The sequence below is a fragment of the Oceanivirga salmonicida genome (assembly GCF_001517915.1).
GTDB classification, from domain to species: domain Bacteria; phylum Fusobacteriota; class Fusobacteriia; order Fusobacteriales; family Leptotrichiaceae; genus Oceanivirga; species Oceanivirga salmonicida.
The window spans coordinates 207-25968 of the sequence record NZ_LOQI01000017.1 but is presented as its reverse complement, the minus strand read 5'-3'; the positions used below and the strand labels follow the sequence as shown (position 1 = coordinate 25968).

Sequence of the window (25762 nt, the reverse complement as noted above, 5' to 3'; positions counted from 1 at the left end):
TATAATATAAAATAGTAACATAGACACAAAATCTAAAATTTAAAATTTTTGGACATTTACTATTACAACTTACAAATTTTTATTTTTTAAAAAAATTGCTTGACAATAATAAAAAAAGATAGTATTATATTATTAGCACCAGATAGTAAAGAGTGCTAACAAGAGAGGTATTATTATGAATGAAAGAGAAAAACAAATACTTTACACTATAATTTCGCATTATATTAAAACAGGTGAGAGTGTAGGATCGAGAACCATAGAGAAGAAATATGATATAGGAGTATCATCTGCTACTATAAGGAACGCTATGGCTGATTTAGAAGATAAAGGATTGATATCTAAGGTTCATACTTCTTCTGGGCGTGTACCTACGCAAGATGGCTATAAAATGTATATAGATGAATTAATGTATACTATTGAAAAAGAACATAGTGATGAAGATGTTAATTCATATATTGAATTAAAAACTAAGCAGTTGGGTATAATAATTAAAAAAATTACAGAATTGATTGCTAAATCTAGTAATAATACAGCAGTTTCTTTAGAGCCATCAGTAGAAAAGCATAAGTTGAAAAAAGTAGAATTGGTATATGTAAATCCAAAAAGAACATTTGTAGTTGCAGTTACTGATTTAGGAATAGTAAAAACTGCTAATTTAAATTTAAGTAATTATACAACTGAAAATACACTTAAAGATTTAAGTCATTATATCAATAAATTAATTACTGATAATATGTATACATATACTTTATTAGAATTAAAAGAAGTACTAAATAAAATTGGTTACTTAGATGAAGGTTTTTCAAATCAAAATATATTAAAATTACATATAGCAAATGAAACATCTTTATTATTACATTTAGACAATTTAGTAACAGGTATAAAATTTATTGAAGATAAAACTACTTTAAAAGGAATTTTAAAAGATATAGTAGAAAATAAAAACTTCAAACCTTATGAAATAAATGTAATGTTTGGAAGTGATTTAGGACTAGAAGAATTAAAAAATTTATCGTTTATATTTAGTATATATGAATACGAAAATGAGCGTGGAGTAATAAGTATAATAGGTTCTGAAAGAATGAATTATAAAGAAAATATTTCTTTATTAAATTATGCTAATGATATATTAAAACAATCATTATTAGACACATATAATATTAAACTTTTAAGATAGGAGAGAAAATGCAAGAAGAAAAAAAAGGACTAGAAGAAGAAGTAAGTGAAAATACTGAAAATAAATCTACTGAAAATAAGTCTGGTGAAAATATTACAGAAGAAAAAGTAGAAGAGATTAAAGAAGAAGTAAAACTTACATGTGAAGAAGAAAAAGCATTATTGCAACAAGAAATAATGGAATGGAAAAAAGAATATGCAATAAAACTAGCGGATTTTGAAAATTATAAAAAAAGAAAAGATAAAGAATTAGACGAATTTAAAAAATATGCTTGTGAAAGTTTGATACTTAAGCAATTAGAAAATATGGATGTATTAAATATGGCAATAGAGAGTGCAAAATCTAATCATGATATAGATTCTTTATTAGAAGGACTTAATATGTTACAAAAAGGTATGTTTGATAATTTAGTGCAAGAAGGTTTAACAGAAATAGAAACTGAAAATGCTAAATATGATCCATATAAGCATCATGCAATACAAACTATAAATGATCCTGAAAAAGAAGACGATATAGTTGTGCAAGTATTTAAAAAGGGTTATAAATTAAAAAATAAAATAATAAGACCAGCAATGGTAGTAATAAACAAAAAATAAGGAGAGTGGAAAATATGAAAATAATAGGAATAGATTTAGGAACAACAAATTCATGTGTATCAGTAATGGATGGGGGAACATATACAATAATACCTAATAGTGATGGTGAAAGAACAACTCCATCAGTAGTAAATATAAAAGAAAATGGAGAAGTAGTAGTAGGAACTATAGCAAAAAGACAAGCAATAACACAACCTGATTCAACTATTAGTTCTATAAAAACTCATATGGGAGAAAACTATAAAGTTAAAGTACATGGTAAAGAATATACGCCACAAGAAATATCAGCTAAAATATTACAAAAATTAAAAAAAGATGCAGAAGAATATTTAGGGACAAAAGTAACTGAAGCAGTAATTACAGTTCCAGCTTACTTTACAGATTCGCAAAGACAAGCAACAAAAGATGCTGGTGAAATTGCAGGTTTAAAAGTTGAAAGAATAGTAAATGAGCCAACAGCAGCAGCCCTAGCATATGGATTAGATAAGAAAAAAGATGAAAAAATATTAGTATTTGACTTAGGTGGGGGTACATTTGATGTATCAGTATTAGAAATAGGAGATGACGTAGTAGAAGTACTAGCAACTTCAGGAAATAATCACTTAGGTGGAGATAATTTTGATAAAAAAGTTATAGACTGGTTAGCAGAAAACTTTAAAAAAGAAAATGGAATAGATTTAAGAAATGATAAAATGGCTTATCAAAGATTAAAAGATGCAGCAGAAGATGCTAAGAAAAAATTATCAACTACATTAGAAACACAAATTTCATTACCGTTTATAACAGTTGATGCTAGTGGACCTAAACATTTAGAAACAAAATTAACAAGAGCAGCATTTAATGAAATAACAAAAGATTTAATAGAAGCAACAAAAACTCCTGTTCAAACTGCATTAAAAGATGCTGGATTAAATCCAAATGAAATAGATGAAATCTTATTAGTAGGTGGATCAACAAGAATACCAGCAGTACAAGAATGGGTTAAATCATACTTTGGAAAAGACCCTAATAAAGGAATCAATCCTGATGAAGTAGTAGCAGCAGGAGCAGCAATACAAGCAGGAGTATTAAAAGGAGATGTTAAAGGTGTATTATTATTAGACGTAACTCCTTTATCATTAGGAATAGAAACATTAGGTGGAGTATTTACTAAAATAATTGAAAAAAATACTACTATACCTACTAAAAAATCGCAAGTATTCAGTACAGCAGTAGATAATCAACCAGAAGTTGGAATAGTTGTATTACAAGGTGAAAGAGCAAAAGCAGCAGATAATCATAAATTAGGAGAATTTTCATTAGGTGGAATATTACCAGCTAAAAGAGGAGTACCACAAATAGAAGTTACATTTGATATAGATACTAATGGTATAGTACATGTTTCAGCAAAAGATAAAGGAACTGGAAAAGAAAATTCAGTAACTATATCTGGTTCATCAAACTTAACTAAAGATGATATAGAAAGAATGAAAAAAGAAGCAGAAGCAAATGCAGAAGAAGATGAAAAATTCAAAGAATTAGTTGAGGCAAGAAATCAAGCAGACCAATTATCAATTTCAACAGAAAAAATGTTATCAGAAAATGAAGATAAACTTCAAGGAACTGAAAAAGAAGATATAGAAAAAGCATTAGAAGAATTGAAAAAAGTTAAAGATTCAGATGATGTTAATGAAATAAGAGCAAAAATAGATGAGTTAGGTAAAGTAGCACAAGGTTTTGCTACAAGAATATATCAAGAAGCAGCAAAGGCAAATGCAGAAGCAAATCCTGATGCAAGTACTAACACAGGAGATAGTGAAGAACCAGAAATAGTAAATTAAGAAGGTTTTAATATGGAAAATATAATTAAATCAAATAATATAGAATTAAAAGTTAGAAATAAAGGGGCTGAATTATTTTCTATACTAGTTGATAATGAAGAATTTATGTGGAATAAAAATATAATATGGGCTAAATCATCGCCCATATTATTCCCATTTATTGGGGCATTGAAAGATAATAAGTATAAATATAAGGGAAAAGAATATATTATAGAAACTAAACATGGTTTTGCAAGAGATAAAGAATTTGAAATATTAGAAAAAAAATCTAATAAAATAAGTTATATTTTAAAATCTAATGATGAAACTAGAGAAATTTATCCTTTTGATTTTAATTTAATAGTAAATTATGAAATAATAGATAATAATACAGTTAAAATGGAGTATGTAATTGAAAATAAAACTGATGGAGAAATGTATTTTTCAATAGGTTATCATCCAGCATTTTTATTGCCACAAAATTATGAAGACACTTATTTACAAATAGATAATAAAGATGAAATACTATCATATAAATTAGATGGTGTCTATATTGATTATAAAGATAAATTACTTTTAGAAAAGGATTCAAATAAAGTATATATAAAAGATAAAACATTTGAAATAGATACTATTATTTTAGATGGGGAAAATTCGAAAAAAACAGAATTAATATTTAATAATTCTAGTAGAAAAGTTACTGTATATCATGAAAATTTTGAATATCTTGCATACTGGAAGCCACAAAAGGCTAATTTTATATGCATAGAGCCTTGGCATGGATTACCTGATTTTAATAATACAGATTATAACTTAGAAAATAAAATAGGAATAAAAAAATTAGATAAAAATGAGACCTTTATAACAAGTCTTACTTTTAAATTTGATAAATAGGAGAAATTATGGCAAAAAGAGATTACTATGAAATATTAGGAGTAGATAAGAATGCTAGTAAAGATGAGATAAAAAAAGCATATAGAAGACTATCAAAAAAATATCACCCTGATTTAAATAAAGATAATAAAGAAGAAGCAGCAGAAAAATTTAAAGAAATTTCCGAAGCCAATGAAATTTTAAGTGATGCACAAAAAAGAGAAACATATGATAGATTTGGTCATGCAGCATTTGAAAATGGTGGTGCAGGAGCAGGTGGATTTGGTGGTTTTGGCGGGTTTGAAGGCTTTTCAGGATTTGGTTCAGGTGGATTTTCTGATATATTTGAAAGTTTCTTTGGTGGAAATTCTGAATCATATGGTAGTTCATACTCAAGTAGAACAGTTAAAGGTAGAGATTTAGAATATAATATAAACCTAAAATTAGAAGATATAGTAAGTGATTATGATGCCAAAGTTAGCTATACTAGAAAAGGTAAATGTAATAGCTGTGATGGAACAGGAGCTCACAATAAAGAATTTAATAATTGTGGAGTATGTAACGGGACAGGACAAGTTACTAGAATACAAAGAACCATTATAGGTAATATAAGACAAACAGAAGTTTGTTCATCATGTAGCGGTAAAGGAAAAGTTCCTAAAAAAGCTTGTTCTAGTTGTAATGGTTATGGAACAAAAGATGAAAAAATTGAAAGAACATTTAAAATTCCATCTGGTATAGAAGACGGAACTAGAATGATAGTTAGAAATTTAGGTTCTTACCCAAGAGGTGGGGGAGAATATGGAGATTTATATCTTCGTGTAAATATAGAAAAGCATAAAATATTTAGAAGAGAAGGCTTAGATATACACTGTGAAATACCTATTAAATTTACAGATGCAATATTAGGTAGAGAAATAGAAATACCTACTTTATATGGAAAAGAAAAAATAACACTTAAAGAAAGTACACAAACTGGAACTACTGAAGTATTAAAATCTAAGGGTCTTAATTTTAGGGGTAGACAAGGTAACCAAATTAATAAATATAATATTGAAATACCAACTAATTTAAATTCAGAACAAAAGAAAATTTTAGAAAAATTAGAAAAAACTTTAAATAGTGAAAATTATACTGAGTCGCATTCATTTTTTGATTGGTTGAAAGGACTTTTTAAATAGTATATAATAACACCAGGGGGATTAAATTATGGATTTTTTCACTATATATTTAGCAGTTATAACTGGGTTTGTAAGTATTGTAGGTGGGTATTTAATAAAAAAAAGTAATCATACTACTTTATCAAGAATTGCAGTTATGATAATATGCTTTATTATATTTTTACAATGCATTTATGCATTATTAACTGGACAAACGGTATTTGATGTCAAAATTCCAATTATTAGTAAATTTATTTATTAATATAAAAAAGATGCACAATTTTTTGTGCATCTTTTATATTACCAGTTATAGCCTACTGATAGGTTACCACCAATTATAACATTTTTTTCATGTCTCCATTAAGTTTTAATTCTGGATTTATTGTAAACCCTTTAATTTCGTATTTTGTTCCAAGTTTTAGAGAATAATCAAAGTAACCTCTTTTTACTTTAACAACATTATTTGAATTAAATTGAGCTAGTACTTGGTCATTATATCCAAATGAAATTTCAGGTTCTGTATATATATTTAATTTAGGTAAAACTTCATATGCTATATTAGTTCCTAATATTATATCAAATCCAACTCTATCTTTTAAATAAACCGTAGAATTTATGTTAACTTTGCTTGAATATGTAATATACGCTCCAACAAAAGGTTTGACATTTAATTTATCAAAATTAAAGTTTTTTGCATATCTAGCATGAAGATCAATGTTGTGATTTAGTTTTTTATTATGTACCGCTAATCTGTATCTTATAAATGACTCCAATTCCTTATATTTAATAGCAACACCAATTGCTGTATTATGTGAAATTTTATTCCCATATTCAGCAAATCCACCAACAGTTAAATCTAAGTTTTCAAACTTATAATTACCACCTATTTTTAATCCAGCAATAAAGTCTATTGTATTGTTTCCAACTAATTTCTTACCACCGTTTATGTTTATAAAGACATTTTCATTAATTCTATTTATTATTTCTCTATCTTTTGAAAGGGTTATTGTTGATAAAACTGTGCTTAATATAATAAAAATTGTTTTGAAATATTTCATATTTTCTCCTTATAAAACAAGTTATAATAATTTATACCTTGTTTTTATATTTATAAAATTCCAGATTTATTTGAAATTTTATTAACTGTTACCAGTTATAGCCTACTGATAAACTACCACCAACTTGAACATTTTTCTTTATGTCTCCATTAACTTTTAATTCAGGATTTATTGTAAATCCTTTAATTTCATATTTTGTACCTAATTTTACATTATAGTCAAAATAACTTCTACTAATTTTATGTATTGTAGTTTTGTCTAAACTAGATGCTAATACTTGATTATTATATGCTCCTGATATATTAGGTTCTACATATACATTAAGTTTAGGTAATACTTCATATGAAATATTAGTTCCTAGGTTTATATCAACACCTACTCTATCTTTTAATAATACCTTATCATCTAATGTTACTTTACTTGAATAAGTTAAGTAAGCACCAACAATAGGTTTAACATTTAATTTGCCAAAGTTAAAGTTTTTAGAATATCTAGCATAAATATCAACATTATGATTTAATTTTTTATCATATAGTGCTAATCTATATCTTACGAATGATTCTAATTCTTTATATTTAATAGCGACCCCAACTGCTGTATTATGTGCAATTTTATTTTGATATTCAGCGAATCCACCAACACTTAGACCTAAATCTTTAAATGTATAATTTCCACCTATTTGTAATCCAGCAATGAAGTTTAATCCATTATTTCCAACTAATTCTTTACTACCATTTATGTTTATAAAGAAATTATCATTAATTCTATTTACTATATCATTATCTTTGTAATAGAAAGCATCAGCATATTTTTTGTAATCTTCCCATTTAATTTGCATAGATTTTGCTTTATTTAATTCAGCTGTTACCTTTTCAATTAATTCTTTAACCTTATCAATTTTTAAATTTTTAACTTTTTCAGTATCAAGTTCAGTTTTTAAGTTATCAATCTTAGTTTTATCTGCAGCTTCTAACTTATCATATTCAGGACTTGTTTTGAAATCATCTATTTCTTTAATTTTGTCTGTAAGTTTTTTCATTTCTGCATCAAGTTCAATAGATTTTTCTAATATTTCTTTTAGATTATCACTATCATTTTCAGCAGTTATTTCATCTTTTAATGCTTTTTTTTGTTCTGAATTTAAATTTTTTAAATTATCTATAATTTTTTTATTATTTTTTTTATTTATTGCTATATTAAATTCATTAAGTTTATCATTAAATTCTTGTATTAATGATTTTATTTTATTACTATCTAAATTCTTATTAGTAGAATCATCAATCAATTTTTTTAAAGCATTTTTATCCTTGTCATTTAATATATTATCATTTTGTTTTAGATAATTATTTATTTCAGCTAATTTATTTTTTAAATCTAACATGTCTCTATCTAATAATTTAGCAGTGTTTACTATTCTAGCAATAGATTTTTCATCTACTGCAGCAGTAACTTGAGTCTTTAGGTCATCCTTTTGTAAATTATTTAAATCTTTTAATGTTTCAATGTCTGTTTTGGCTTTTTGCTTAGCTATATCAAGTGGACTAACTACTTTTATATTTTCTAATATATCATCAATTTTTTTAGTTAAATCTACGACTGCATTTTTATCTAAATCAATATCTTTTTTATTTTCTACTTCAGTTTTTAATTCATTTAATTTAGTTTTGTTTTCAGCAGTTAAATTATTAAATTCTGTTCCTTTTATGTATGTATCAAGTTTTGTATATTTCTCATCAAGCTTTTTCATTTCAGTATTAAGTTCATTTGCATTAGTTTTGATTGTATTAACTTCATTTACATTATTAGCAGAATTAATCTCATTTTCTAATTTAGTTTTTTGTTTAGCATTTAATTTGTCTAATTTTTTGATATTATTTTTTGTATCTATTTTAGCAGTATCAAGTGTATTAGGTGAATTTTTCACATTTTCTAATATATCATCAATTTTTTTAGTTAATTCTATAACTGTTTCTTTATTTAAATTACTATCTTTTTTACTATCTACTTCAGTTTTTAAATCCTTTAATTTAGTTTTATTTTCTTCAGTTATATTATTAAATTCTGTTCCTTTTATGTATGTATCAAGTTTTGTATATTTTTCGTTAAATTTTTTCATTTCTATAGCAAGTTCATCTGCACTAGTTTTAATTAAGTCAATATTTCCTTTACTACCAGCAGCATCAATTTTTTGTTTTAAATCAGCTTTTTGTTTATTATTTAAATCATTTATATTTTCAATTTCAGTTTTTGCTTTTTCTTTGGCAAGTTTTAATTTTTTTGTTGCTTCTAAAGTAGTATTTATATTACCAAGTTGATTTTTGATTTCATTAATTTTTGCTTTTATAGAATCTAATTCTAAATTAGCATTAAGATCTATGCTATTTTTTAAATTATCTAGAGTTGTCTTATCAGTATCATTTAAATCAGCATTATTATCAGTTATAAAACTAGTTAATGTCTCATTTAGTTTTTTTAGTTCTTTCATTTGAATATCAAGTTCATTAGCATTAGTTTTAATTTTTTCAATTTCATTATTTTTTGTAGCAGTATCAACTTTAGCATTTAATGAATTTTTTTGCATTTGGTTTATATCTTGCAAAGCATTAATTTTATCTTTTGCTTTTTGTTTTAATTCCATAATATTCATTTTAGTTTTAATTTCATTTATTTTATCATCTATTGCCTTAATTTTACTTTCTACTTGTTCTAATTTTAAATCTTCAGTGTCAATACCGTTTTTTAAATCATTTAGAGATTTTACATTAGAAGGATCTAAACCAGGATTATCAGTAATAAATTTCTCTAATTCTTTTACCTTATCTTTTAATTCAGACATTTTACCATTAAGTTTACTTGCTTCTGTTGTAAGTTCGTTTATTTTATTCATGTCATTATCTTTATATGCTTTTTCTAATAAAGGTTTTATTCTATCTACTTGGGCTTGGTTTAACTGATTTAAAGTTTTTAAATATATTTCTGCCTTGTTATCAGGATTTTCATTTTTAGGATCTTTTACATTTTGTGTAACCCAAACTTCAGCAAAACCATCTTTTAATTCTATATATCTATCATCAAGTTCTTTTGTATTCCAATCTGGTGTAGTCCCGTTAAATTTAACAAATAAAAGTCCAATTTGTTCATATCTTTCATTAAGTTTAATATCAAATACCTTTCCGAAGCTATCAGTATAATTTAATTTTTTTTCAATACCTTCAAATGTTTTTTGATTTGGAAAACCTTTTTCATTCTGTGCCCATATATATGCAGAACGACCTACATTATCATTCTCTTTAAAATGTATAATTATATGTGTTTTTCCTGCTTCAACCACTTCTGTATAAGATGCAATTGAAAAAATTGTGAATAACAAGACCAATATTATAGTCTTATAACCCTTTAATGTTTTCATTTTTTCCTCCTAAATTTTTTTATTAGTAACCGTTTTCAGTAACCGTTTTCAACATAGTATAACTTGTTTTTTCTCTTTGTCAAGTCAATAATTCATTGTTAAAAAAAGAACAAAATATGATTTTAGAATTTTGTCAAGAAAAAATACTTGACAAAGTTTTGAGATTAGTGTAGAATTACCTTGTTATGAAAGAAATAGAAGAATTTTTAAAATATTCTGAATTGTTTAGTATATATAAAGACTTATTTAGTGCGAAGCAACAGAAATATATGAGTGCCTTTTTTGAAGAAGATAATTCATTTACAGAAATTTCAAATGCACTTAATATATCAAGACAAGCTGTATTTGAGAATATAAAAAGATCATGTACTAAATTAGATGAATATGAATTGAAATTAGGAATATTAAAAAAAGAAAAAGAATATATTAGTAATTTAGAAAAGTTAAATGAAAATTTTACTAAGAAATATTTGGAAAAAATAATTAAAGATTTGAAAGGTTATTAGTATGTTTGATAGTTTAAGTGATAAATTAAAATCAGTAATGAAAAAAGTCAGTGGACAAAGTCAATTAACAGAAGCCAATATTTCAGATTCTTTAAGAGAAGTTAAATTAGCATTATTAGAAGCAGATGTGAATTATAGGGTAGTTAAAAATTTTGTCAGTAGAATAAAAGAAAAAGCCTTAGGTTCAGAAGTATTAATGGGTGTAAACCCTAGACAACAATTTGTTAAAATAATAAATGATGAATTAATTGAAGTATTGGGCGGAAAAAATGTTGAAATAAATAAGGCATCTAATGGTATAAGAGTGGTTATGTTAGTAGGTCTTCAAGGTGCAGGTAAAACAACTTTTGCAGCAAAGTTAGCAAAACTATTACAAAAAGAAAAAGAACAGTTATTACTTATAGGTGCTGATGTTTATAGACCAGCAGCTAAAAAGCAATTAAAAGTTTTATCTGCTCAAATTGGAGCTAAAAATTATACTATTGAAGATTCAAGTGATGCATTAGAAATTGTAAAAAATGGTTTAGAGTATGCAAAGACTGAAAAGATAAATACAGTAATAATAGATACTGCTGGAAGATTACATATAGATGAAGAATTAATGCTAGAATTAGAAAATATTAAAAATTTAGCAAAGCCAGATGAAATTTTATTAGTAGTAGATGGTATGACAGGTCAAGATGCTGTGAATGTTTCAAAGAGTTTTAATGAAACTCTTGAAATAACAGGAGTTGTCTTAACTAAATTAGATGGAGATACTCGTGGGGGTGCTGCATTATCTATAAAAGAAGTATGTGGTAAACCAATAAAATACATAAGTGAAGGTGAAAAATTAGATGAAATTTCTAAGTTTTACCCTGAAAGATTAGCATCAAGAATACTTGGTATGGGAGACGTAGTATCACTAGTTGAAAAGGCAAAAGAAGCTATTGATGAAAAAGAAGCCAAATTAATGGAAGCAAAATTTAGAAAAAATCAATTTGATTTTGAAGATTTTCTAAAACAATTTAAGATGATAAAAAAGATGGGTTCCTTGGGTGGTATATTAAAGTTAATACCTGGTGTTAATTTAGGCGACATAGATATGAATGGTGCAGAAAAAGAATTAAAAAGGGTAGAGGCAGTTATTTATTCTATGACAATAGAAGAACGAAGAAATCCGCAATTGTTAAAAGTTTTCTCAAGAAAAACTCGTATAGCAAAAGGTAGTGGAGTTAGTGTTGCAGACGTAAATAAATTATTGAAGCAATATGAACAAATGAAAAAAATGGTTAAAATGTTTAATAGTGGTAGCATACCAGGTATGAATAGATTTATGAAAAAATAGTTAAAAAAATATGGAGGTAATATAATGGTAAAATTAAGATTAACAAGATTAGGAAGAAGAAAACAACCTTTTTACAGAATAGTAGCAATGGAAGCATTAGGTAAAAGAGATGGTAAAGCAATAGCATACTTAGGAACATATAATCCTTTAGTTGAAGAAAATCAAGTTAAATTAAATGAAGAAGAAGTTTTAAGATTCTTATCAAATGGAGCACAACCAACTGAAACAGTTAAATCTTTATTAACTAAAACAGGTGTTTGGGCTAAATTTAAAGATGGTAAGAAGAAAAAGTGAGCTCCTAAGTTAGAAATTTAGGTTAAATTTTTTAAAATAAATAAAAAGATGATTCTCTTTTGTAGAAAATCATCTTTTTTAATACTTATTTTACTTTATTTAGTGCTTGTTTTAAATCTGCTATTATATCATCAACATCTTCTAAACCAACTGATAATCTAACCATACCATCTGTAATTCCAGCCTCTAATCTTTCTTCTTCTGTGTATGGAGAATGAGTCATTGAAGCAGGATGCTGAATTAATGTTTCACAATCTCCTAAAGATACTGCTAGTGTACATAATTTAACACTATTCATGACTTTTATACCTGCTTTTAATCCACCTTTTAATTCAAATGATATCATAGCACCAGGTAAACTCATTTGTTTTTTAGCAATATCATAGTATTTAAAACTCTTTAATCCAGGGTATTCTATCGATTTTACTGCAGGGTGTTTTTCTAAGAATTTAGCTATTTTCATTGCGTTACTACAATGTTTTTCCATTCTTATTGATAAAGTTTTAAGACCTCTATTAATTAAGAAAGCATTAAATGGAGCTAAAACTGAACCAGTCATATCTTTGATTCCAACTAATCTTGCTTTATCAATTAATTCTTTAGTACCTACAACAAAACCTGCTATTACATCACCATGTCCATTTAGATATTTTGTTGCAGAGTGAACTACAATATCTGCTCCTAATTTTATAGGTTTTTGAATATATGGTGTACAGTAAGTATTATCTACAATTAATATACAATCTTTTTTACTATGAGCTATTTTTGATATTTTTTTAATATCAGCAATAGTCATATTAGGATTTGCTGGTGTTTCAATATATATTATCTTAGTATTTTTTTTCATAGCTTTTTTAACAGCTTTTAAATCTGTAATATCAACAAAATCAACTTCAACACCAAATTTTTTTATACCATGTTCTAAATAAGCAAATGTACAACCATATAAAGTTTTTGAAGCTAATATATGATCTCCACTTTCAACATTAGTCCATATAGCAGATGCTATAGCACCCATACCTGAAGCAGTTGCAACACTTGCTTCAGCTTCTTCTAACATAGCAACCTTTTCTTCAATTTCAGCACATGAAGGATTACCTAATCTTGAATAGATATACCCATCTTCTTCTAGTGCAAATCTTCTACCACCTTGTTCAGCATTATCAAATATAAAAGTAGAAGTTTGATAAATTGGTGTTGCTAATGCTCCATATTTGTTAGTTTCATGCCCTGCATGTATCGACTTAGTCGAAAATCCCATTTTTTTCATTTCATTTTTTGAATTCATTTTTATTATTCCCCTTTCACTTTATCATTTTCAAAATCCCATTCAGTTTTAGCATTTGTATATGGTATATATATTGATATTATTGCAAATACAGCAAGTATAAATTGATACCAGAAATATGGCATAATTTGGAATGGTGTTACTAAACCATTAGTTAATCCTGCTGCTATTAAAACCTGTGCACCATAAGGTATTAAACCTTGGAAGACGCAAGAGAAAGTGTCGAGTAATGAAGCTGATCTTCTAGGGTCTACTTTATATTCATTTGATATTTCTTTTGCAACTGGACCTGCTATAATTATTGCAACTGTATTATTAGCAACTGCCATGTCAAGTAATGAAATTAATCCTGCTATACCTAATTCTGCAGATTTTTTACCGACTAATAATTTTTTAGTCTTTTCTATAATCCAATCAATTCCACCTTCTTTTCTAACCATATATGCTAGTCCACCAGTCAACATTGCCAATATTAAAATATCAAATACACTAGCCATACCATTATAGAAATTTTTAGTAAAATCTAATATTGTAAATGTATTAGTTGCTATTCCGACTATACCAGATAAAATTGTTCCGCAAGTTAATACAATAAATACATTTACCCCAGATAATGCCGCTATTAAAACTACAAGATATGGTATAACTTTTATAATATTATATTCATATGTTTCAGTTATAACAGTAGTTTCTGGTCTAGCAAATATTAGTAATAATATAAATGTAGTTATTGCTGCTGGCAAAGCAATTTTAAAGTTCATTTTAAATTTATCTTTCATTTGAACATTTTGTGTTCTTGTTGCTGCTATAGTTGTATCAGATATTACTGATAGATTGTCTCCAAACATAGCACCACCAACCAATGCACCCAACATTAACGGTACTGCAATACCTGCCTTGTCTGCTAATCCAAGTGCTAATGGACCAACAGTAACTATTGTTCCAACAGATGTACCAATAGATAGTGAGATAAATGCACCCATTAAGAATATACCTGCTGTTAAATATTGTGGTGGTATTATACTCATACCTAAATTAACAGTTGATTCTACTCCACCTGTAGCAGTTGAAATAGTAGCAAATGCTCCAGCTAGTACATATATAAGGCACATTATTATAATATTACTATCACCACAGCCTTTAACTAAATTATCAAATTTTTCATTGATGCTCCCTTTAAACATTATAAATGCCATTATTATTCCAATTATTGCAAAAATTACGGGTTTAACAGCATAAAATGCTAATTCATGTCCTGCATATGATAAGTAAAAACCTGTAAACAAATAAAAACCAACAAATACCAAAAATGGTATTAATGCCCATCCATTAGGCCTTTTTGCATTCATAAAAACCTCCCAATTATAATATTTTTTAAGCTTATCAATAAAAGTATATCTTGAAAATTTTTAAAAGCAATTAATTTTTTGATATATTGATTAGTGAATTTTTTAAGGTTGAAAAAAATCCTAATAAAGTATATAATAAACTTGAAAATAAACTAAGAATAGGAACAAATATACAAATGAAAAAAAGAATGTTTATTAATGTAGGTATGATAATAATATCATCAATTGCACAAGCTTATCTTATAAAATCAATGTTACAGGTTGCCAATTTAGTTCCTATGGGATTTACAGGGCTATCAATATTACTAAATATGTTATTAGGAAAAATAGGAATACATGTATCTGTATCATTTCTTTTGGTACTATCAAATGTTCCAGTAGCTATAATGTGTATGAATGGTATAAGTAAAAAATTTGCTTTTTTATCACTAACACAGATAATTATAACATCAATATTTTTACAAGTATTTAATTTTAGTCCACTATTTAACAATACTTTTTTAGAAGTAGTAATAGGTGGTTATTTATATGGATTAATGAATGTGTTGGCATTAAGAGGAGAAGGGTCTACTGGTGGTACAGATTTTATAGCTCTTTATGTATCAAATAAAATTGGAAAACCTATTTGGGAATATGTATTTATATTTAATGCAATAATAATTTTAATTTTTGGTTATAATTTTGGTTGGGTTAGTGCAGGTTATTCAATAGTGTTTCAATACATAGTTACAAGAACGATAGCAACATTTTATTTGAGATATTCAAGGGCAACATTACAAATAATTACTAAAATACCAGAAGAAGTTTCAAAAGCATATACATGTAATGTTAATCATGGTATGACGGCTTTAAAAGGTGAAGGTTGTTATTTAAAAGAAGAAGTATGTATATTATATACAGTAGTATCAACTTATGAAATTAAAGATATTGTTAAATTAGTAAAAAATACAGATCCAAATGCAATAATAAATGTATTAAGAACAGAGCAATTTTATGGTAAGTTTAATTTGCCGCCTATGTAGAGGAGTTTAAATATGAAAAAAAGAGTAACCGCAGATATGAATATTATGGAAGCAGTTGAAGAATTTCCAATAATTGCAGAAATATTAATGAGATATGGTTTAGGTTGTGTTGGTTGTATAATATCATCAGCAGAAACTTTATATGAAGGAATAGCAATACATGGTTTAGACCCTGATATAGTGATAGAAGAAATAAATATGATATTGGAAATGGAAGAAGAAGAAAATGAAAAAAACCTGTGAAATATTATTAAAATATATACCCAGTAATATGAAAAGACAGGCATTAGCAAATTTATTAGAAGTGAAACCACAGTATTTAAGTAATATCTTAAATGATAGAAAAAAAGTTTCTGATAAATTTTTAGATAAATTTTATAAATTATTTGACGTATTAGATGAAGATATAGAACAAATAAAAAAATATGAAACTTTTAGAAAAATACCTAAAAATATTCGTGAAGAAATAATAGAAATAAAAAAAGAATTTACAGTTTTTGAAACAATATATTTAGAAAATAAAGGGACTTTGTCAGATGATAATTTTATTATTTCAAATGATGCAGAAATAATGACAATAAAAAAGGGTATAATATATAAACAAATAACGAAAGGAGATTTTTTTATTACTGTTGATACAGATAAATATACTCCTTTTTTTAAAAACGATATTTTAATATTTAAAAATTTAGATTTTAGTTTAGAAGCAAATAATAAATATTGCTTAGTAAAATATAAGTCTAAGATAGATTTATTTTATATTAAGATTATAGATAATAAAATAGTATTAAATTCTTTATGTTTAAATAATGATAACTATATTTTAAATAATAAAAAGAATTTACACATATATGGTTATGTATGTTGTAGTATAAGTGGGGGACAATATGAGTAGAAAATATTTTGGTACTGATGGTATAAGAGGGGAAGCAAACAAAGATTTAAATATAGACATAGTAACTAGACTTGGTTTAGCACTAGGTTATTATTTAAAAGAAAAAGTAAAAGAGGAAAATAGAAAACCTAGATTAGTATTAGGTTCAGACACTAGAATTTCAGGTTATATGATAAGATCGGCTTTAACTGCTGGACTTACTGCTATGGGTGTAAATATAGATTTTGTTGGTGTACTTCCAACACCTGGTGTTAGTTATTTAACAAGGGCTAAAAATGTTGATGCAGGAGTAATGATTTCTGCTTCACATAATCCTATAAAAGATAATGGTATAAAGATTTTTAGTAAAGACGGTTATAAACTACCTGATGAAGTAGAAGAACTATTAGAAGAATACATGGACAACAAAGAAATGTTAATGCAAAATCTAGCAGGACCTGAAAAACTTGGAAGATTAGCATTTACAGAAGATGATATGAAAATGTATAGAAGATTTTTAAAATCAACTACTAATATCAACTTTAAAGGTTATAAAATAGTAATAGATGCTGGTAATGGAGCAGCTTATAGAGTTGCTGCGAAAGTATTTCAATCTTTAGGTGCAGAAATAGTGGTAATAAATAATATACCTAATGGTAAAAATATTAATGTAGATTGTGGTTCAACTAATACTAAATTATTACAAGAAATGGTTAAATTATATAAAGCTAATGTAGGTTTAGCATATGATGGTGATGCAGATAGACTGATAGCAGTAGATGAACTAGGAAATGTAATAGATGGAGACTTAGTAATAGCAATAATAGCACTTGATTTGAAAGAAAAAGATTTATTAAATAATAATACTATAGTAACTACTGTACTTAGTAATTTAGGTTTTGAAAAATATTTGAATGATAATAATATAAGATTAATTAGAGCCAATGTAGGTGATAGATATGTATTAGAAAAAATGAAAGCCCAATCACTAAATTTAGGTGGAGAGCAGTCAGGACATATAATAATGCTAGACCATAATACAACAGGAGATGGAATATTAGCATCTATCCATTTAGTTTCTGCCCTAATTGAATCAAATAAAAAATTAAGTGAGTTAGTTCAAAAAATTAAATTATGGCCACAAAAAATGGTGAATATAATTGTAGATAAAGAGAAAAAAACTTTATGGAAAAATAATAAAAATATTCAAAATATAATAGAAGAATGTTCTAATTCTTTAAAAAATAGTGGTAGAATTATAGTAAGAGAATCAGGTACTGAAAATCTTATAAGAGTTATGATAGAAGCTAAAACTGATGATTTAATTGAAGAAAATATAAATAAAATAGTTTCAGTAATAAAAAAGGAATTAACTAATGCATAAAAAATTTGCAGATATATATGATGATTTTACAAAAGGAATAGATTATCTTAATTGGTATAAATTTTTAAGAAAATACATGAAGAAAAAAGGAACTTTATTAGACATAGGTTGTGGAACTGCGAGTATAACTAAAATGTTTCATGAAGATGGTTTTTATGTTACAGGACTTGATATATCAAAAGATATGTTAAATATTGCAAAGAAAAAATCTCCAGATATTACATACATTAATGACGATATAACAAAAAAAATAAATATAAACAAAAAATTTGATTATATTACTTGTAATTTTGACACAGTAAATTATTTTAATGGTTATAAAGATTTAGAACAATTTATAAAAAATGCTTCAAGTATGCAAGATGAAAATGGTATATTAATTTTTGACTTGGTTTTAGAAGAGATTTTTGAAGAAATTTTTGAAGATAATATATTTATTGATGAAGAAGATAATTATTTAGCAATATGGCAATACGAAAATATGGGGTATAATAAACATAATATAGAAATTGATATATTTTTCAAAGAAAATGATGAAATATATACTAGATACTTTGAAAAACATACAAAATATATATATGATATAGAAAAAGTGGTAGATTTATTAAATAAAAATTCTTATTATATCTATGATATGGCTAAAAATGCTGAGTATGGTGAGGGAAGAGTTTTTATAATCGCTAAAAAATAAGGAGAAAAAAAATGAAAAAAAATGATAAAAGTTTTGCTAAGTATTTTTCATTAGCAACTGGATTTATTTATACCATAACAGCCCCTATGATATTAATGTTATTATTATATTTATTTATATCTAAATATATACTTCTTAGAAAATCTGATATACTTTTAATAGTAATGTTGTTTTTAGGATTAATATCGGGGTATTGGTCTTTATTTAAAGAAATAAATAATAAAAAATAAAGGAGAGAAATGTTAGTATATAAATATGGGGGATCTTCTGTTGCAGATACAAAAAAAATAATGGCTATTGCTAGTTATTTAAAAGAAGTTAGCCTTAATGATGATATAGTAGTAGTTGTGTCTGCTATGGGAAAAACAACTAATAATTTAATAAATTTAGCAAATGAAATAACTAATAGTCCATCTGGTCGTGAGTTAGATAGATTAATGTCAACTGGAGAAAATCAAACTATAGCCCTACTTAGTATAGCATTAAATAGTTTAGGCTTAAATAGTATTTCTATGACAGGAGAACAACTTTGTATAAAAACAAAAGGTGTGCATACTAAAAGTAGAATACACAGTATTGATAAAGAAAAATTAGAAAAGAAAATAAAAGAACATAAAATAGTAATAGTTGCTGGATTTCAAGGAATAAATGAATTTGGAGACGTTACGACTTTAGGTCGTGGTGGTTCTGATACAACTGCTGTTGCCATAGCAGCAACATTAAATTGTCCTTGCTATATTTTCACAGATGTAGATGGTATATATAGCATAGATCCTAGAATTTATTCAAAAGCAAAAAAATTAGATAAAATTTCTTATGAGGAAATGATGGAATTAGCATATCTTGGTGCGGGTGTAATGGAACCAAGAGCAGTTGAACTAGGCTATAAATACAAAGTTCCAATATATGTTTCTAAAAGTTTAAGTAAATCTAATGGAACTCTTATAACATTTAAGGAGAAAAAAATGGAAGAAAAAGATATAACAGGAATATCAATAAATGATAATACTTTAATGGTAACAGTAGACAATATATCTACTTATGCAAAAAATTTAGAACCAATATTTTCTAAGGCTGAAAAATTAGGTATAAATATTGATGTAATAAGTCATAATGACGTAATTTCTGAAAATGGAAGTATAGCATTTACGACACCTAAAACTGATATTGAATTAGTAAATAAATTATTTTCTGAATTAGATTTAGAAAATGCTACTGTGGTAATAAATAAAGAAGTTTCAAAAGTATCGTTGGTAGGTATAGGAATGATAAGTCATATAGGAATTATGTCTAAAATATTTAAGATATTAGCAAGAAATAGTTTAAGTTTTCATCAAATTTCTACTTCAGAAATTAGTATATCATTGATAGTTGATGAAGAAGTTTCAAAAGTTATTGCAGGTTTATTAGCACAAGAATTTAAAATATAAGGAGGCAAAAATATGTCTAAATTGAGATTAAAAGGTGCATTTGTGGCAATAGTAACTCCATTTAATGATGATGGAAGTGTTGATTATAAAACATTAAAAAAATTAGTTGAATTTCAAATACAAAATGGAATTGCTGGTATAGTTCCTTGTGGAACTACAGGAGAAACTCCGACTTTAAGTGAACAAGAATACATAGATGTTATATCTACTGTAATTAAAAAAGTTGATAAAAGAGTTTTAGTTATAGCAGGAGCAGGTGCTAATTCAACTAAAAAAGCAGTAGAATTATCTAAAAAATGTATGGAATTAGGTGCAGATGCAGTTTTATCAACTTGTCCATACTATAATAAGCCATCTCAAAGGGGTATAAAGGCTCATTATGAGGAAATAAACAAGTTAGGCATACCAATAGTGGTATATAATGTACCTGGTAGAACAGGAGTTAATATACAGGCTAATACTATGTTTGAATTATCAAAATTAGAAAATGTAGTTGCTGTTAAAGAAGCAAGTGGAATAATAGAACAAATGATAGAAATTAAATTATTATGTGGAGATAATATTAGTATATTATCAGGAGAAGATCATTTGATTATGCCTATGTCAGTTATTGGTTGTGATGGAGTAATATCAGTTACTGCTAATATATTACCTGATAAAGTTTCTAAATTTTATAACTCAAACTCTAAGTATGAAATACATGAGTATCTATATGAAATAAGCAGAAATATGTTTATTGAAGGAAATCCTACAACTGTAAAAGAAGCTATGGACATATTAGGTTTATGTAAAAATAATTTAAGATTACCACTAGTAAAAGCAACAAATGAAACAAGGGAAAAATTAAATAATCTTTTAAAAGAAAAGGGGTTAGTAAAATAATGAAATTCTATAAATATCATGGTGCTGGAAATGACTTTATAATAGTAGAAGAAAAAATATCAACTGAAACTATAATCAAATTATGTGATAGACATTTTGGTATAGGTGCTGATGGTATAATAATACATACATTAAAAGATGGAGTACCATATATGGATTTTTATAATTCAGATGGTAGTGTAGCTAAAATGTGTGGTAATGGTATAAGATGTTATGCACATTTTTTAGATTATATTGATGAAGATAATAAAATAATTAAAACTTTATCAGGAGATAAAAAAATAGAAAAAGCAGGTAAAAATAAGTATAGAGTCTTTATGGGAAAGGCTAAAATCTATTTTGAAAATAAAAAAATAGACTCAAATTTTACTATGGATTATCTAAATACTGGTGCTGATCATGTAATAATATTAGAAAATAATAATTTTAATATTGAAAATATCAAAAAGTGTGCTAAAATAATAGGAGATGATAAAATTAATTTTCCAGATAATGCAAATGTGAATTTAGTGAAAGTTATTGATAAAGATAATTTAGAGATAATAACACATGAAAGAGGTGTTGGTATTACACTTGCATGTGGAACAGGTGCAGTTGCAAGTGGTTATATAGCATATAAAAAAGGCTTAGTAAATAATAAATTTACAACTAAACTTTTAGGTGGGAAATTAATAATAGAGATAGATGAAGATGAAAATCTATATATGACAGGGGAAGCGAAACAAGTATTTATAGGAGAAATAGAATTATGAAATTAAATGTAGCAATAGTAGGTGCAACTGGATTAGTTGGAAGAACATTTTTAAAAATTTTAGAAGAAAGAGATTTTCCAATAAACAAATTATACTTATATGCATCTTCAAGATCAAAAGGTAAAAAAGTTGAATTTAGAAACAATATTTATGAAATTATTGAATTAACCGAAGAGAATATTGAAAATGATATAGATATAGCTTTATTTTCGGCAGGTGGAGAAATTTCTGGTAAATTTGCTCCAATTTTTTACAAAAAAGGAGCAGTAGTTGTTGATAACAGTAGTTATTTTAGAATGCAAGATAATATCCCATTAGTAGTACCAGAAGTAAATGCGGATAAGATAACAACTGAAGGTATAATAGCCAATCCTAATTGCTCTACTATAACAGTTATACCAACACTTAAATTTTTACAAGATAAATATGGTCTAAAAAGAGTAGTATATTCAACATATCAATCAGTGTCAGGAGCGGGGCAAAATGCATTAATTGATTTAGAAGAAAATTTAAAAGGAAATGAAAGTAAAAAATTTACTACACAAATTGCTTTTAATTTAATACCTCAAATAGATAAATTTGAAAAATCGTGGTATACTAAAGAAGAGGTAAAAATGATAGAAGAAACTAAAAAAATTCTTGGATTACCTGATTTAAAAGTTACAGCAACTTGTGTTAGAGTCCCAGTTAGATATGCTCATTCTGTAAGTGTTAATGTAGAACTAGAAAAAGATTTTGACTTAGAAGAATTAATAGAAGGTCTTAGTAAAACAAAAGGTGTAATAGTACAAAATGAATTAAAAGAAAATGGTTATCCTATGCCTTTATTTGTAGAAGGTAGTGATGAAACATTTGTTGGTAGAATAAGAAGAGATTATTCATTAAAAAGTGGTCTTAATCTATGGATAGTTGCAGACAACATTAGAAAAGGAGCAGCAACTAATGCAGTTCAAATAGCACAAGAAATCTTAAAGTTAAAGGAGATGATATAATTGCAAAAAGCAATAAACAAGCTTAGTATGGCTGAAAAAGAGGCACAAAGCTTATTAGCAGAAGCTAATCAAAAGGTAAATTTAATTTTAGAAGAAAGCAGAAAAAAGGCGAGCATAAATTTTGAAAAAGAAATTTCAAATAAAAAAAATGAATTGGAAGAAAACCTTGAAAAAGAAAAGTCTAATTTAATAAATGAATTAGAAGTTGAAATTAAGCTAGCAAATGAAAAAACTACTGAAATAAAAGAAAAGACAGCGGGTATGACTGATAAATTAGTAGAAGAAATTATTGAAAAATTTTTAAGATAGGATAAAGATATGGCAATAGTAAAAATGACTGAATTTAATTTGATAGTTTTTGAAAATAAGAAAAAAGAACTCTTAGATAGTTTTCAAAAGTTTAAAGAAGTTGATTTTAGATTAAGCGATATAAAAAAATATGGCTATGGTAATTTTAAATCAGAAAATCTTGAAGACATAGATGAAAAAATTTTTAAATTAGATAATGCTATTAAAAATGTAAAAAGATATGAAGTATCTAAGGGAGCTATTAAATCTTTAAAAGAGGGTAATAAAACTTTTACTTACGATGAACTGGAAAAATATGTAAGTAATAGTAATGCAATGCATCTAGAAAGTGAAATAGTAATTGAAACTAATAAAATAGATAGCATGAATAAACAAATAGAAGACTATCAAAATAAAATAAAAGAATATGAAGATTTTATAGAGTTAGATATTTCTAAAAATGATATTTTAAAATTAAGAAAATCCAATTTTATTTTAGGAACAATAGCAACTAAAAATTTTGAAAATTTGGAATCTGAGTTAGATAAAAAAGAGAATTTAGTACATTACGAAATTCTAAAAAGAACTAATAAAGAGATTATAATAAGTTTATTGATTTTAAAAAATGATTATGAAAAAATTGATGCTATATTAAGAAATTCTGGTTTTAATAATATTAGTATTGAGTTAGAAAAAACTCCTAAAGAATATTTGAAAGAATATGATGAAAAAATAAGAAATTGTAAAGGAGAAATAAGAAAAGCAGAGAGTAAATTAAAAGAATTTACTTCTGAAATAGAAACTCTAAAAATCTCTTATGAATATTATAAAAATCAAAAATTAAGAGAAAGTGTAAGTGAAAAATTTGGTACTATACAAAATTTAAGTGTAATTGCAGGATTTATACCAGAAGATAAAAAAGAAACTTTTTCAGAAAAAATAGAAAAAATTGCAGAGGATTATTATTATTTAGAATTTAAAGAAGTAGAAAAAGATGATAGAAATATACCTATTAAATTTAAAAATAATAAATTCAATGAAGCATTTGAAGATTTAGTAAAAACTTATTCTATACCTAGTTATGATGAAGTTGATCCTACACCAGTAGTAGCACCATTTTATTGGTTATTCTTTGGGATGATGGTTGCAGACTTTGGTTATGGTCTTATAATGTTAATATTATCAACCCTAGTATTGAAAACTTGTAATTTGAGTAAGAGTACAAGAAGAATGGTTAAATTCTTATTCTACCTAAGTTTTTCAATAATGATATGGGGAGTAGTATACGGTTCATACTTTAACCTTCCTATAAATGTATATAGATTACTAGATCCTGTTACAGAGTATAATAAGATAATGATATTATCAGTACTCTTTGGAGTAGTACATTTATTCTTAGGATTAGGAGTAAAAGCCTATGTTCTAATTAGAGATGGTAAAGTATTAGATGCTATACTTGATGTTGGAGTATTATATGTTGTACTAAGTAGTGCAATGGCATATATCGCATTATCTAGTGAAATCGCTAAATATATACTATATGCTTCGCTATTAGTCATGCTATTTACAGCTGGTAGAAAATTAAAAGGTGTTGGCGGTAAATTCGGATTAGGAGTATATACAGTTTATGGTCTTACAGGTTATTTAGGAGATTTAGTTTCGTATTTAAGACTTATGGCATTAGGATTATCAGGTGGATTTATAGCACAGTCAGTTAATATGATATGTTCTATGATAGGTTATAAATACAGTACAATAATATTTGTATCATTAGTATTTGTAATAGGTCAAACAATAAATCTTCTACTATCGTTATTAGGAGCATATGTACATACAGCAAGACTAATATATGTAGAATTTTTCAGTAAATTCTATGAAGGTGGCGGAAAAGAATTCAAAGATTTTGTTATAGAAGAAAAATATATAAATATAAAAGAAAATTAAGGAGGAAATATAAATTATGTTATTAGAAATTTTTAAAGACACAGGAGCAGTATTAGGTATTTTAGGAATCGTATTTGCAGTGGCACTTCCAGGTATAGGATCAGCAAAGGGAGTAGGAATAGTTGGGGAAGCAGCAACAGGAGTAGTAATAGATGAACCAGAAAAGTTCGCTAAATCACTAATTTATCAATTATTACCAGGTTCACAAGGATTATATGGGTTCGTTATAGGATTAGTAGCATTAGGTAAGATAAGTGGAACATTAACATTAGCAACAGGATTTAATATATTATTTGCATGTTTACCAATAGCAATAATTGGTTATTTTTCAGCAGTATCACAAGCAAAAGTTTCAATGTCAGCAATTACTATACTTATAAAAAATGAAAGTCAATTCGTTAAAGGTATAATATATTCAGCAATGGTAGAAATATATGCATTACTTGCATTCGTTATATCATTTATATTACTAAATAATATTGGAGTTTAATATGAATAATTTAGAAAGAATAGTAGCTAAAATATTAGAAGATGCTAATAACAGTGCTAATAGTCTTTTAGAAAAAGCCAATAATGATGCTAAACAAATATTAGAAAAATCTGAACAAAAACTAAAAAAAGAAATTCAAAATTTAGAGAATGAATATGAAATAAAATTAAAAAATTC

At 26.1% G+C, this 25762-nt stretch carries 26 protein-coding genes; 22 read left to right on the top strand and 4 right to left on the bottom strand.

Going from position 1 to position 25762, the window contains the following annotated elements; translation table 11 throughout:
• The first annotated feature begins 175 nt into the window (after positions 1-175).
• The 6 genes from hrcA to AWT72_RS03505 are packed head-to-tail and all read left to right on the top strand — an operon-like array spanning position 176 to position 5867.
• Entirely contained in the window at positions 176-1177 is a 1002-nt protein-coding gene (gene hrcA / locus AWT72_RS03530; protein WP_067140915.1) for a heat-inducible transcriptional repressor HrcA, read from the top strand.
• Positions 1178-1185: 8 nt separating this feature from the next.
• Positions 1186-1773 (top strand): nucleotide exchange factor GrpE, encoded by a 588-nt coding sequence (locus AWT72_RS03525; RefSeq protein ID WP_082680524.1) that lies wholly within the window; start codon positions 1186-1188, stop codon positions 1771-1773.
• Positions 1774-1787: 14 nt separating this feature from the next.
• Positions 1788-3593 (top strand): molecular chaperone DnaK, encoded by a 1806-nt coding sequence (gene dnaK, locus AWT72_RS03520; protein WP_067140914.1) that lies wholly within the window; start codon positions 1788-1790, stop codon positions 3591-3593.
• Between the two features lie 12 nt (positions 3594-3605).
• On the top strand, positions 3606-4466 hold the full coding sequence (locus tag AWT72_RS03515) for an aldose epimerase family protein (protein WP_082680523.1): 861 nt from the start codon (positions 3606-3608) through the stop codon (positions 4464-4466).
• An 8-nt stretch (positions 4467-4474) separates the two neighbouring features.
• On the top strand, positions 4475-5626 hold the full coding sequence (gene dnaJ / locus AWT72_RS03510; protein ID WP_067140910.1) for a molecular chaperone DnaJ: 1152 nt from the start codon (positions 4475-4477) through the stop codon (positions 5624-5626).
• A 28-nt stretch (positions 5627-5654) separates the two neighbouring features.
• Entirely contained in the window at positions 5655-5867 is a 213-nt protein-coding gene (locus AWT72_RS03505) for a hypothetical protein (protein ID WP_067140906.1), read from the top strand.
• Between the two features lie 73 nt (positions 5868-5940).
• Here the strand turns inward: AWT72_RS03505 and AWT72_RS03500 are convergent, their stop codons facing one another.
• Together AWT72_RS03500 and AWT72_RS03495 are read right to left on the bottom strand one after the other, a co-directional pair.
• A complete protein-coding gene (locus AWT72_RS03500; protein ID WP_067140903.1) occupies positions 5941-6663 on the bottom strand; it encodes a hypothetical protein in 723 nt (240 codons plus the stop codon).
• An 88-nt stretch (positions 6664-6751) separates the two neighbouring features.
• Complete coding sequence (locus AWT72_RS03495; protein WP_067140899.1) at positions 6752-10072, bottom strand: pullulanase-associated domain-containing protein; 3321 nt, start codon at positions 10070-10072, stop codon at positions 6752-6754.
• Between the two features lie 185 nt (positions 10073-10257).
• Here AWT72_RS03495 and AWT72_RS03490 point away from each other — a divergent pair, with 185 nt between their 5' ends.
• Genes AWT72_RS03490 through rpsP form a run of 3 tightly spaced genes read left to right on the top strand, consistent with a single transcriptional unit; the run spans position 10258 to position 12199 of the window.
• Positions 10258-10578, top strand: a complete 321-nt coding sequence (locus tag AWT72_RS03490; protein WP_067140896.1) for a DNA-binding protein — start codon at positions 10258-10260, stop codon at positions 10576-10578.
• A 1-nt stretch (position 10579) separates the two neighbouring features.
• A complete protein-coding gene (ffh, locus tag AWT72_RS03485) occupies positions 10580-11905 on the top strand; it encodes a signal recognition particle protein (protein ID WP_067140893.1) in 1326 nt (441 codons plus the stop codon).
• 24 nt (positions 11906-11929) lie between these two features.
• On the top strand, positions 11930-12199 hold the full coding sequence (gene rpsP / locus AWT72_RS03480; RefSeq protein ID WP_067140890.1) for a 30S ribosomal protein S16: 270 nt from the start codon (positions 11930-11932) through the stop codon (positions 12197-12199).
• Positions 12200-12284: 85 nt separating this feature from the next.
• On the opposite strand, the gene megL is transcribed toward rpsP, so the two are convergent.
• Positions 12285-13487, bottom strand: coding sequence for a methionine gamma-lyase (gene megL, locus AWT72_RS03475; protein ID WP_067140887.1), 1203 nt, complete (start codon positions 13485-13487; stop codon positions 12285-12287).
• 5 nt (positions 13488-13492) lie between these two features.
• Positions 13493-14836 (bottom strand): Na+/H+ antiporter NhaC family protein, encoded by a 1344-nt coding sequence (locus tag AWT72_RS03470; RefSeq protein WP_067140884.1) that lies wholly within the window; start codon positions 14834-14836, stop codon positions 13493-13495.
• An 86-nt stretch (positions 14837-14922) separates the two neighbouring features.
• Between AWT72_RS03470 and AWT72_RS03465 the strand changes: the two genes are divergently transcribed.
• Genes AWT72_RS03465 through AWT72_RS03405 form a run of 13 tightly spaced genes read left to right on the top strand, consistent with a single transcriptional unit; the run spans position 14923 to position 25585 of the window.
• Positions 14923-15858, top strand: a complete 936-nt coding sequence (locus AWT72_RS03465; RefSeq protein ID WP_231724048.1) for a YitT family protein — start codon at positions 14923-14925, stop codon at positions 15856-15858.
• Between the two features lie 12 nt (positions 15859-15870).
• Positions 15871-16101, top strand: a complete 231-nt coding sequence (locus AWT72_RS03460) for a DUF1858 domain-containing protein (RefSeq protein WP_067140881.1) — start codon at positions 15871-15873, stop codon at positions 16099-16101.
• On the top strand, positions 16085-16753 hold the full coding sequence (locus AWT72_RS03455) for a helix-turn-helix domain-containing protein (RefSeq protein WP_067140878.1): 669 nt from the start codon (positions 16085-16087) through the stop codon (positions 16751-16753). The genes AWT72_RS03460 and AWT72_RS03455 overlap by 17 nt, the downstream gene beginning before the upstream one ends.
• Positions 16746-18116: a phosphoglucosamine mutase gene (gene glmM, locus AWT72_RS03450; RefSeq protein WP_067140876.1), complete on the top strand. Its 1371-nt coding sequence runs from the start codon at positions 16746-16748 to the stop codon at positions 18114-18116. The genes AWT72_RS03455 and glmM overlap by 8 nt, the downstream gene beginning before the upstream one ends.
• Positions 18109-18807: a class I SAM-dependent DNA methyltransferase gene (locus AWT72_RS03445; protein ID WP_067140872.1), complete on the top strand. Its 699-nt coding sequence runs from the start codon at positions 18109-18111 to the stop codon at positions 18805-18807. The genes glmM and AWT72_RS03445 overlap by 8 nt, the downstream gene beginning before the upstream one ends.
• An 11-nt stretch (positions 18808-18818) precedes the next feature.
• Positions 18819-19037 carry an AtpZ/AtpI family protein gene (locus AWT72_RS03440; protein ID WP_067140869.1) on the top strand — a complete coding sequence of 73 codons (219 nt, stop codon included), beginning with the start codon at positions 18819-18821 and terminating at the stop codon, positions 19035-19037.
• A gap of 9 nt (positions 19038-19046) precedes the next feature.
• Positions 19047-20237 (top strand): aspartate kinase, encoded by a 1191-nt coding sequence (locus AWT72_RS03435; protein WP_067140866.1) that lies wholly within the window; start codon positions 19047-19049, stop codon positions 20235-20237.
• Between the two features lie 12 nt (positions 20238-20249).
• Positions 20250-21119: a 4-hydroxy-tetrahydrodipicolinate synthase gene (gene dapA / locus AWT72_RS03430; protein ID WP_231724047.1), complete on the top strand. Its 870-nt coding sequence runs from the start codon at positions 20250-20252 to the stop codon at positions 21117-21119.
• Positions 21119-21871 (top strand): diaminopimelate epimerase, encoded by a 753-nt coding sequence (dapF, locus tag AWT72_RS03425; RefSeq protein WP_067140863.1) that lies wholly within the window; start codon positions 21119-21121, stop codon positions 21869-21871. The genes dapA and dapF overlap by 1 nt, the downstream gene beginning before the upstream one ends.
• The gene (locus AWT72_RS03420; RefSeq protein ID WP_197035204.1) at positions 21868-22863 is read left to right on the top strand and encodes an aspartate-semialdehyde dehydrogenase; all 996 of its coding nucleotides are present in this window, start codon (positions 21868-21870) and stop codon (positions 22861-22863) included. The genes dapF and AWT72_RS03420 overlap by 4 nt, the downstream gene beginning before the upstream one ends.
• On the top strand, positions 22864-23172 hold the full coding sequence (locus tag AWT72_RS03415; protein ID WP_067140857.1) for a hypothetical protein: 309 nt from the start codon (positions 22864-22866) through the stop codon (positions 23170-23172).
• A gap of 9 nt (positions 23173-23181) precedes the next feature.
• A complete protein-coding gene (locus AWT72_RS03410; protein WP_067140853.1) occupies positions 23182-25095 on the top strand; it encodes a V-type ATP synthase subunit I in 1914 nt (637 codons plus the stop codon).
• A gap of 16 nt (positions 25096-25111) precedes the next feature.
• Positions 25112-25585 carry a V-type ATP synthase subunit K gene (locus AWT72_RS03405; protein ID WP_067140851.1) on the top strand — a complete coding sequence of 158 codons (474 nt, stop codon included), beginning with the start codon at positions 25112-25114 and terminating at the stop codon, positions 25583-25585.
• Positions 25586-25762 lie beyond the last annotated feature (177 nt).

Excerpts from the sequence above, each read along its gene's own strand:
- hrcA (WP_067140915.1), top strand. The coding sequence starts at position 176 with ATGAATGAAAGAGAAAAACAAATACTTTACACTATAATTTCGCATTAT.
- AWT72_RS03525 (WP_082680524.1), top strand. The coding sequence starts at position 1,186 with ATGCAAGAAGAAAAAAAAGGACTAGAAGAAGAAGTAAGTGAAAATACT.
- dnaK (WP_067140914.1), top strand. The coding sequence starts at position 1,788 with ATGAAAATAATAGGAATAGATTTAGGAACAACAAATTCATGTGTATCA.
- AWT72_RS03515 (WP_082680523.1), top strand. The coding sequence starts at position 3,606 with ATGGAAAATATAATTAAATCAAATAATATAGAATTAAAAGTTAGAAAT.
- dnaJ (WP_067140910.1), top strand. The coding sequence starts at position 4,475 with ATGGCAAAAAGAGATTACTATGAAATATTAGGAGTAGATAAGAATGCT.
- AWT72_RS03505 (WP_067140906.1), top strand. The coding sequence starts at position 5,655 with ATGGATTTTTTCACTATATATTTAGCAGTTATAACTGGGTTTGTAAGT.
- AWT72_RS03500 (WP_067140903.1), bottom strand. The coding sequence starts at position 6,663 with ATGAAATATTTCAAAACAATTTTTATTATATTAAGCACAGTTTTATCA.
- AWT72_RS03495 (WP_067140899.1), bottom strand. The coding sequence starts at position 10,072 with ATGAAAACATTAAAGGGTTATAAGACTATAATATTGGTCTTGTTATTC.
- AWT72_RS03490 (WP_067140896.1), top strand. The coding sequence starts at position 10,258 with ATGAAAGAAATAGAAGAATTTTTAAAATATTCTGAATTGTTTAGTATA.
- ffh (WP_067140893.1), top strand. The coding sequence starts at position 10,580 with ATGTTTGATAGTTTAAGTGATAAATTAAAATCAGTAATGAAAAAAGTC.
- rpsP (WP_067140890.1), top strand. The coding sequence starts at position 11,930 with ATGGTAAAATTAAGATTAACAAGATTAGGAAGAAGAAAACAACCTTTT.
- megL (WP_067140887.1), bottom strand. The coding sequence starts at position 13,487 with ATGAATTCAAAAAATGAAATGAAAAAAATGGGATTTTCGACTAAGTCG.
- AWT72_RS03470 (WP_067140884.1), bottom strand. The coding sequence starts at position 14,836 with ATGAATGCAAAAAGGCCTAATGGATGGGCATTAATACCATTTTTGGTA.
- AWT72_RS03460 (WP_067140881.1), top strand. The coding sequence starts at position 15,871 with ATGAAAAAAAGAGTAACCGCAGATATGAATATTATGGAAGCAGTTGAA.
- AWT72_RS03455 (WP_067140878.1), top strand. The coding sequence starts at position 16,085 with ATGAAAAAAACCTGTGAAATATTATTAAAATATATACCCAGTAATATG.
- glmM (WP_067140876.1), top strand. The coding sequence starts at position 16,746 with ATGAGTAGAAAATATTTTGGTACTGATGGTATAAGAGGGGAAGCAAAC.
- AWT72_RS03445 (WP_067140872.1), top strand. The coding sequence starts at position 18,109 with ATGCATAAAAAATTTGCAGATATATATGATGATTTTACAAAAGGAATA.
- AWT72_RS03440 (WP_067140869.1), top strand. The coding sequence starts at position 18,819 with ATGAAAAAAAATGATAAAAGTTTTGCTAAGTATTTTTCATTAGCAACT.
- AWT72_RS03435 (WP_067140866.1), top strand. The coding sequence starts at position 19,047 with ATGTTAGTATATAAATATGGGGGATCTTCTGTTGCAGATACAAAAAAA.
- dapA (WP_231724047.1), top strand. The coding sequence starts at position 20,250 with ATGTCTAAATTGAGATTAAAAGGTGCATTTGTGGCAATAGTAACTCCA.
- dapF (WP_067140863.1), top strand. The coding sequence starts at position 21,119 with ATGAAATTCTATAAATATCATGGTGCTGGAAATGACTTTATAATAGTA.
- AWT72_RS03420 (WP_197035204.1), top strand. The coding sequence starts at position 21,868 with ATGAAATTAAATGTAGCAATAGTAGGTGCAACTGGATTAGTTGGAAGA.
- AWT72_RS03410 (WP_067140853.1), top strand. The coding sequence starts at position 23,182 with ATGGCAATAGTAAAAATGACTGAATTTAATTTGATAGTTTTTGAAAAT.
- AWT72_RS03405 (WP_067140851.1), top strand. The coding sequence starts at position 25,112 with ATGTTATTAGAAATTTTTAAAGACACAGGAGCAGTATTAGGTATTTTA.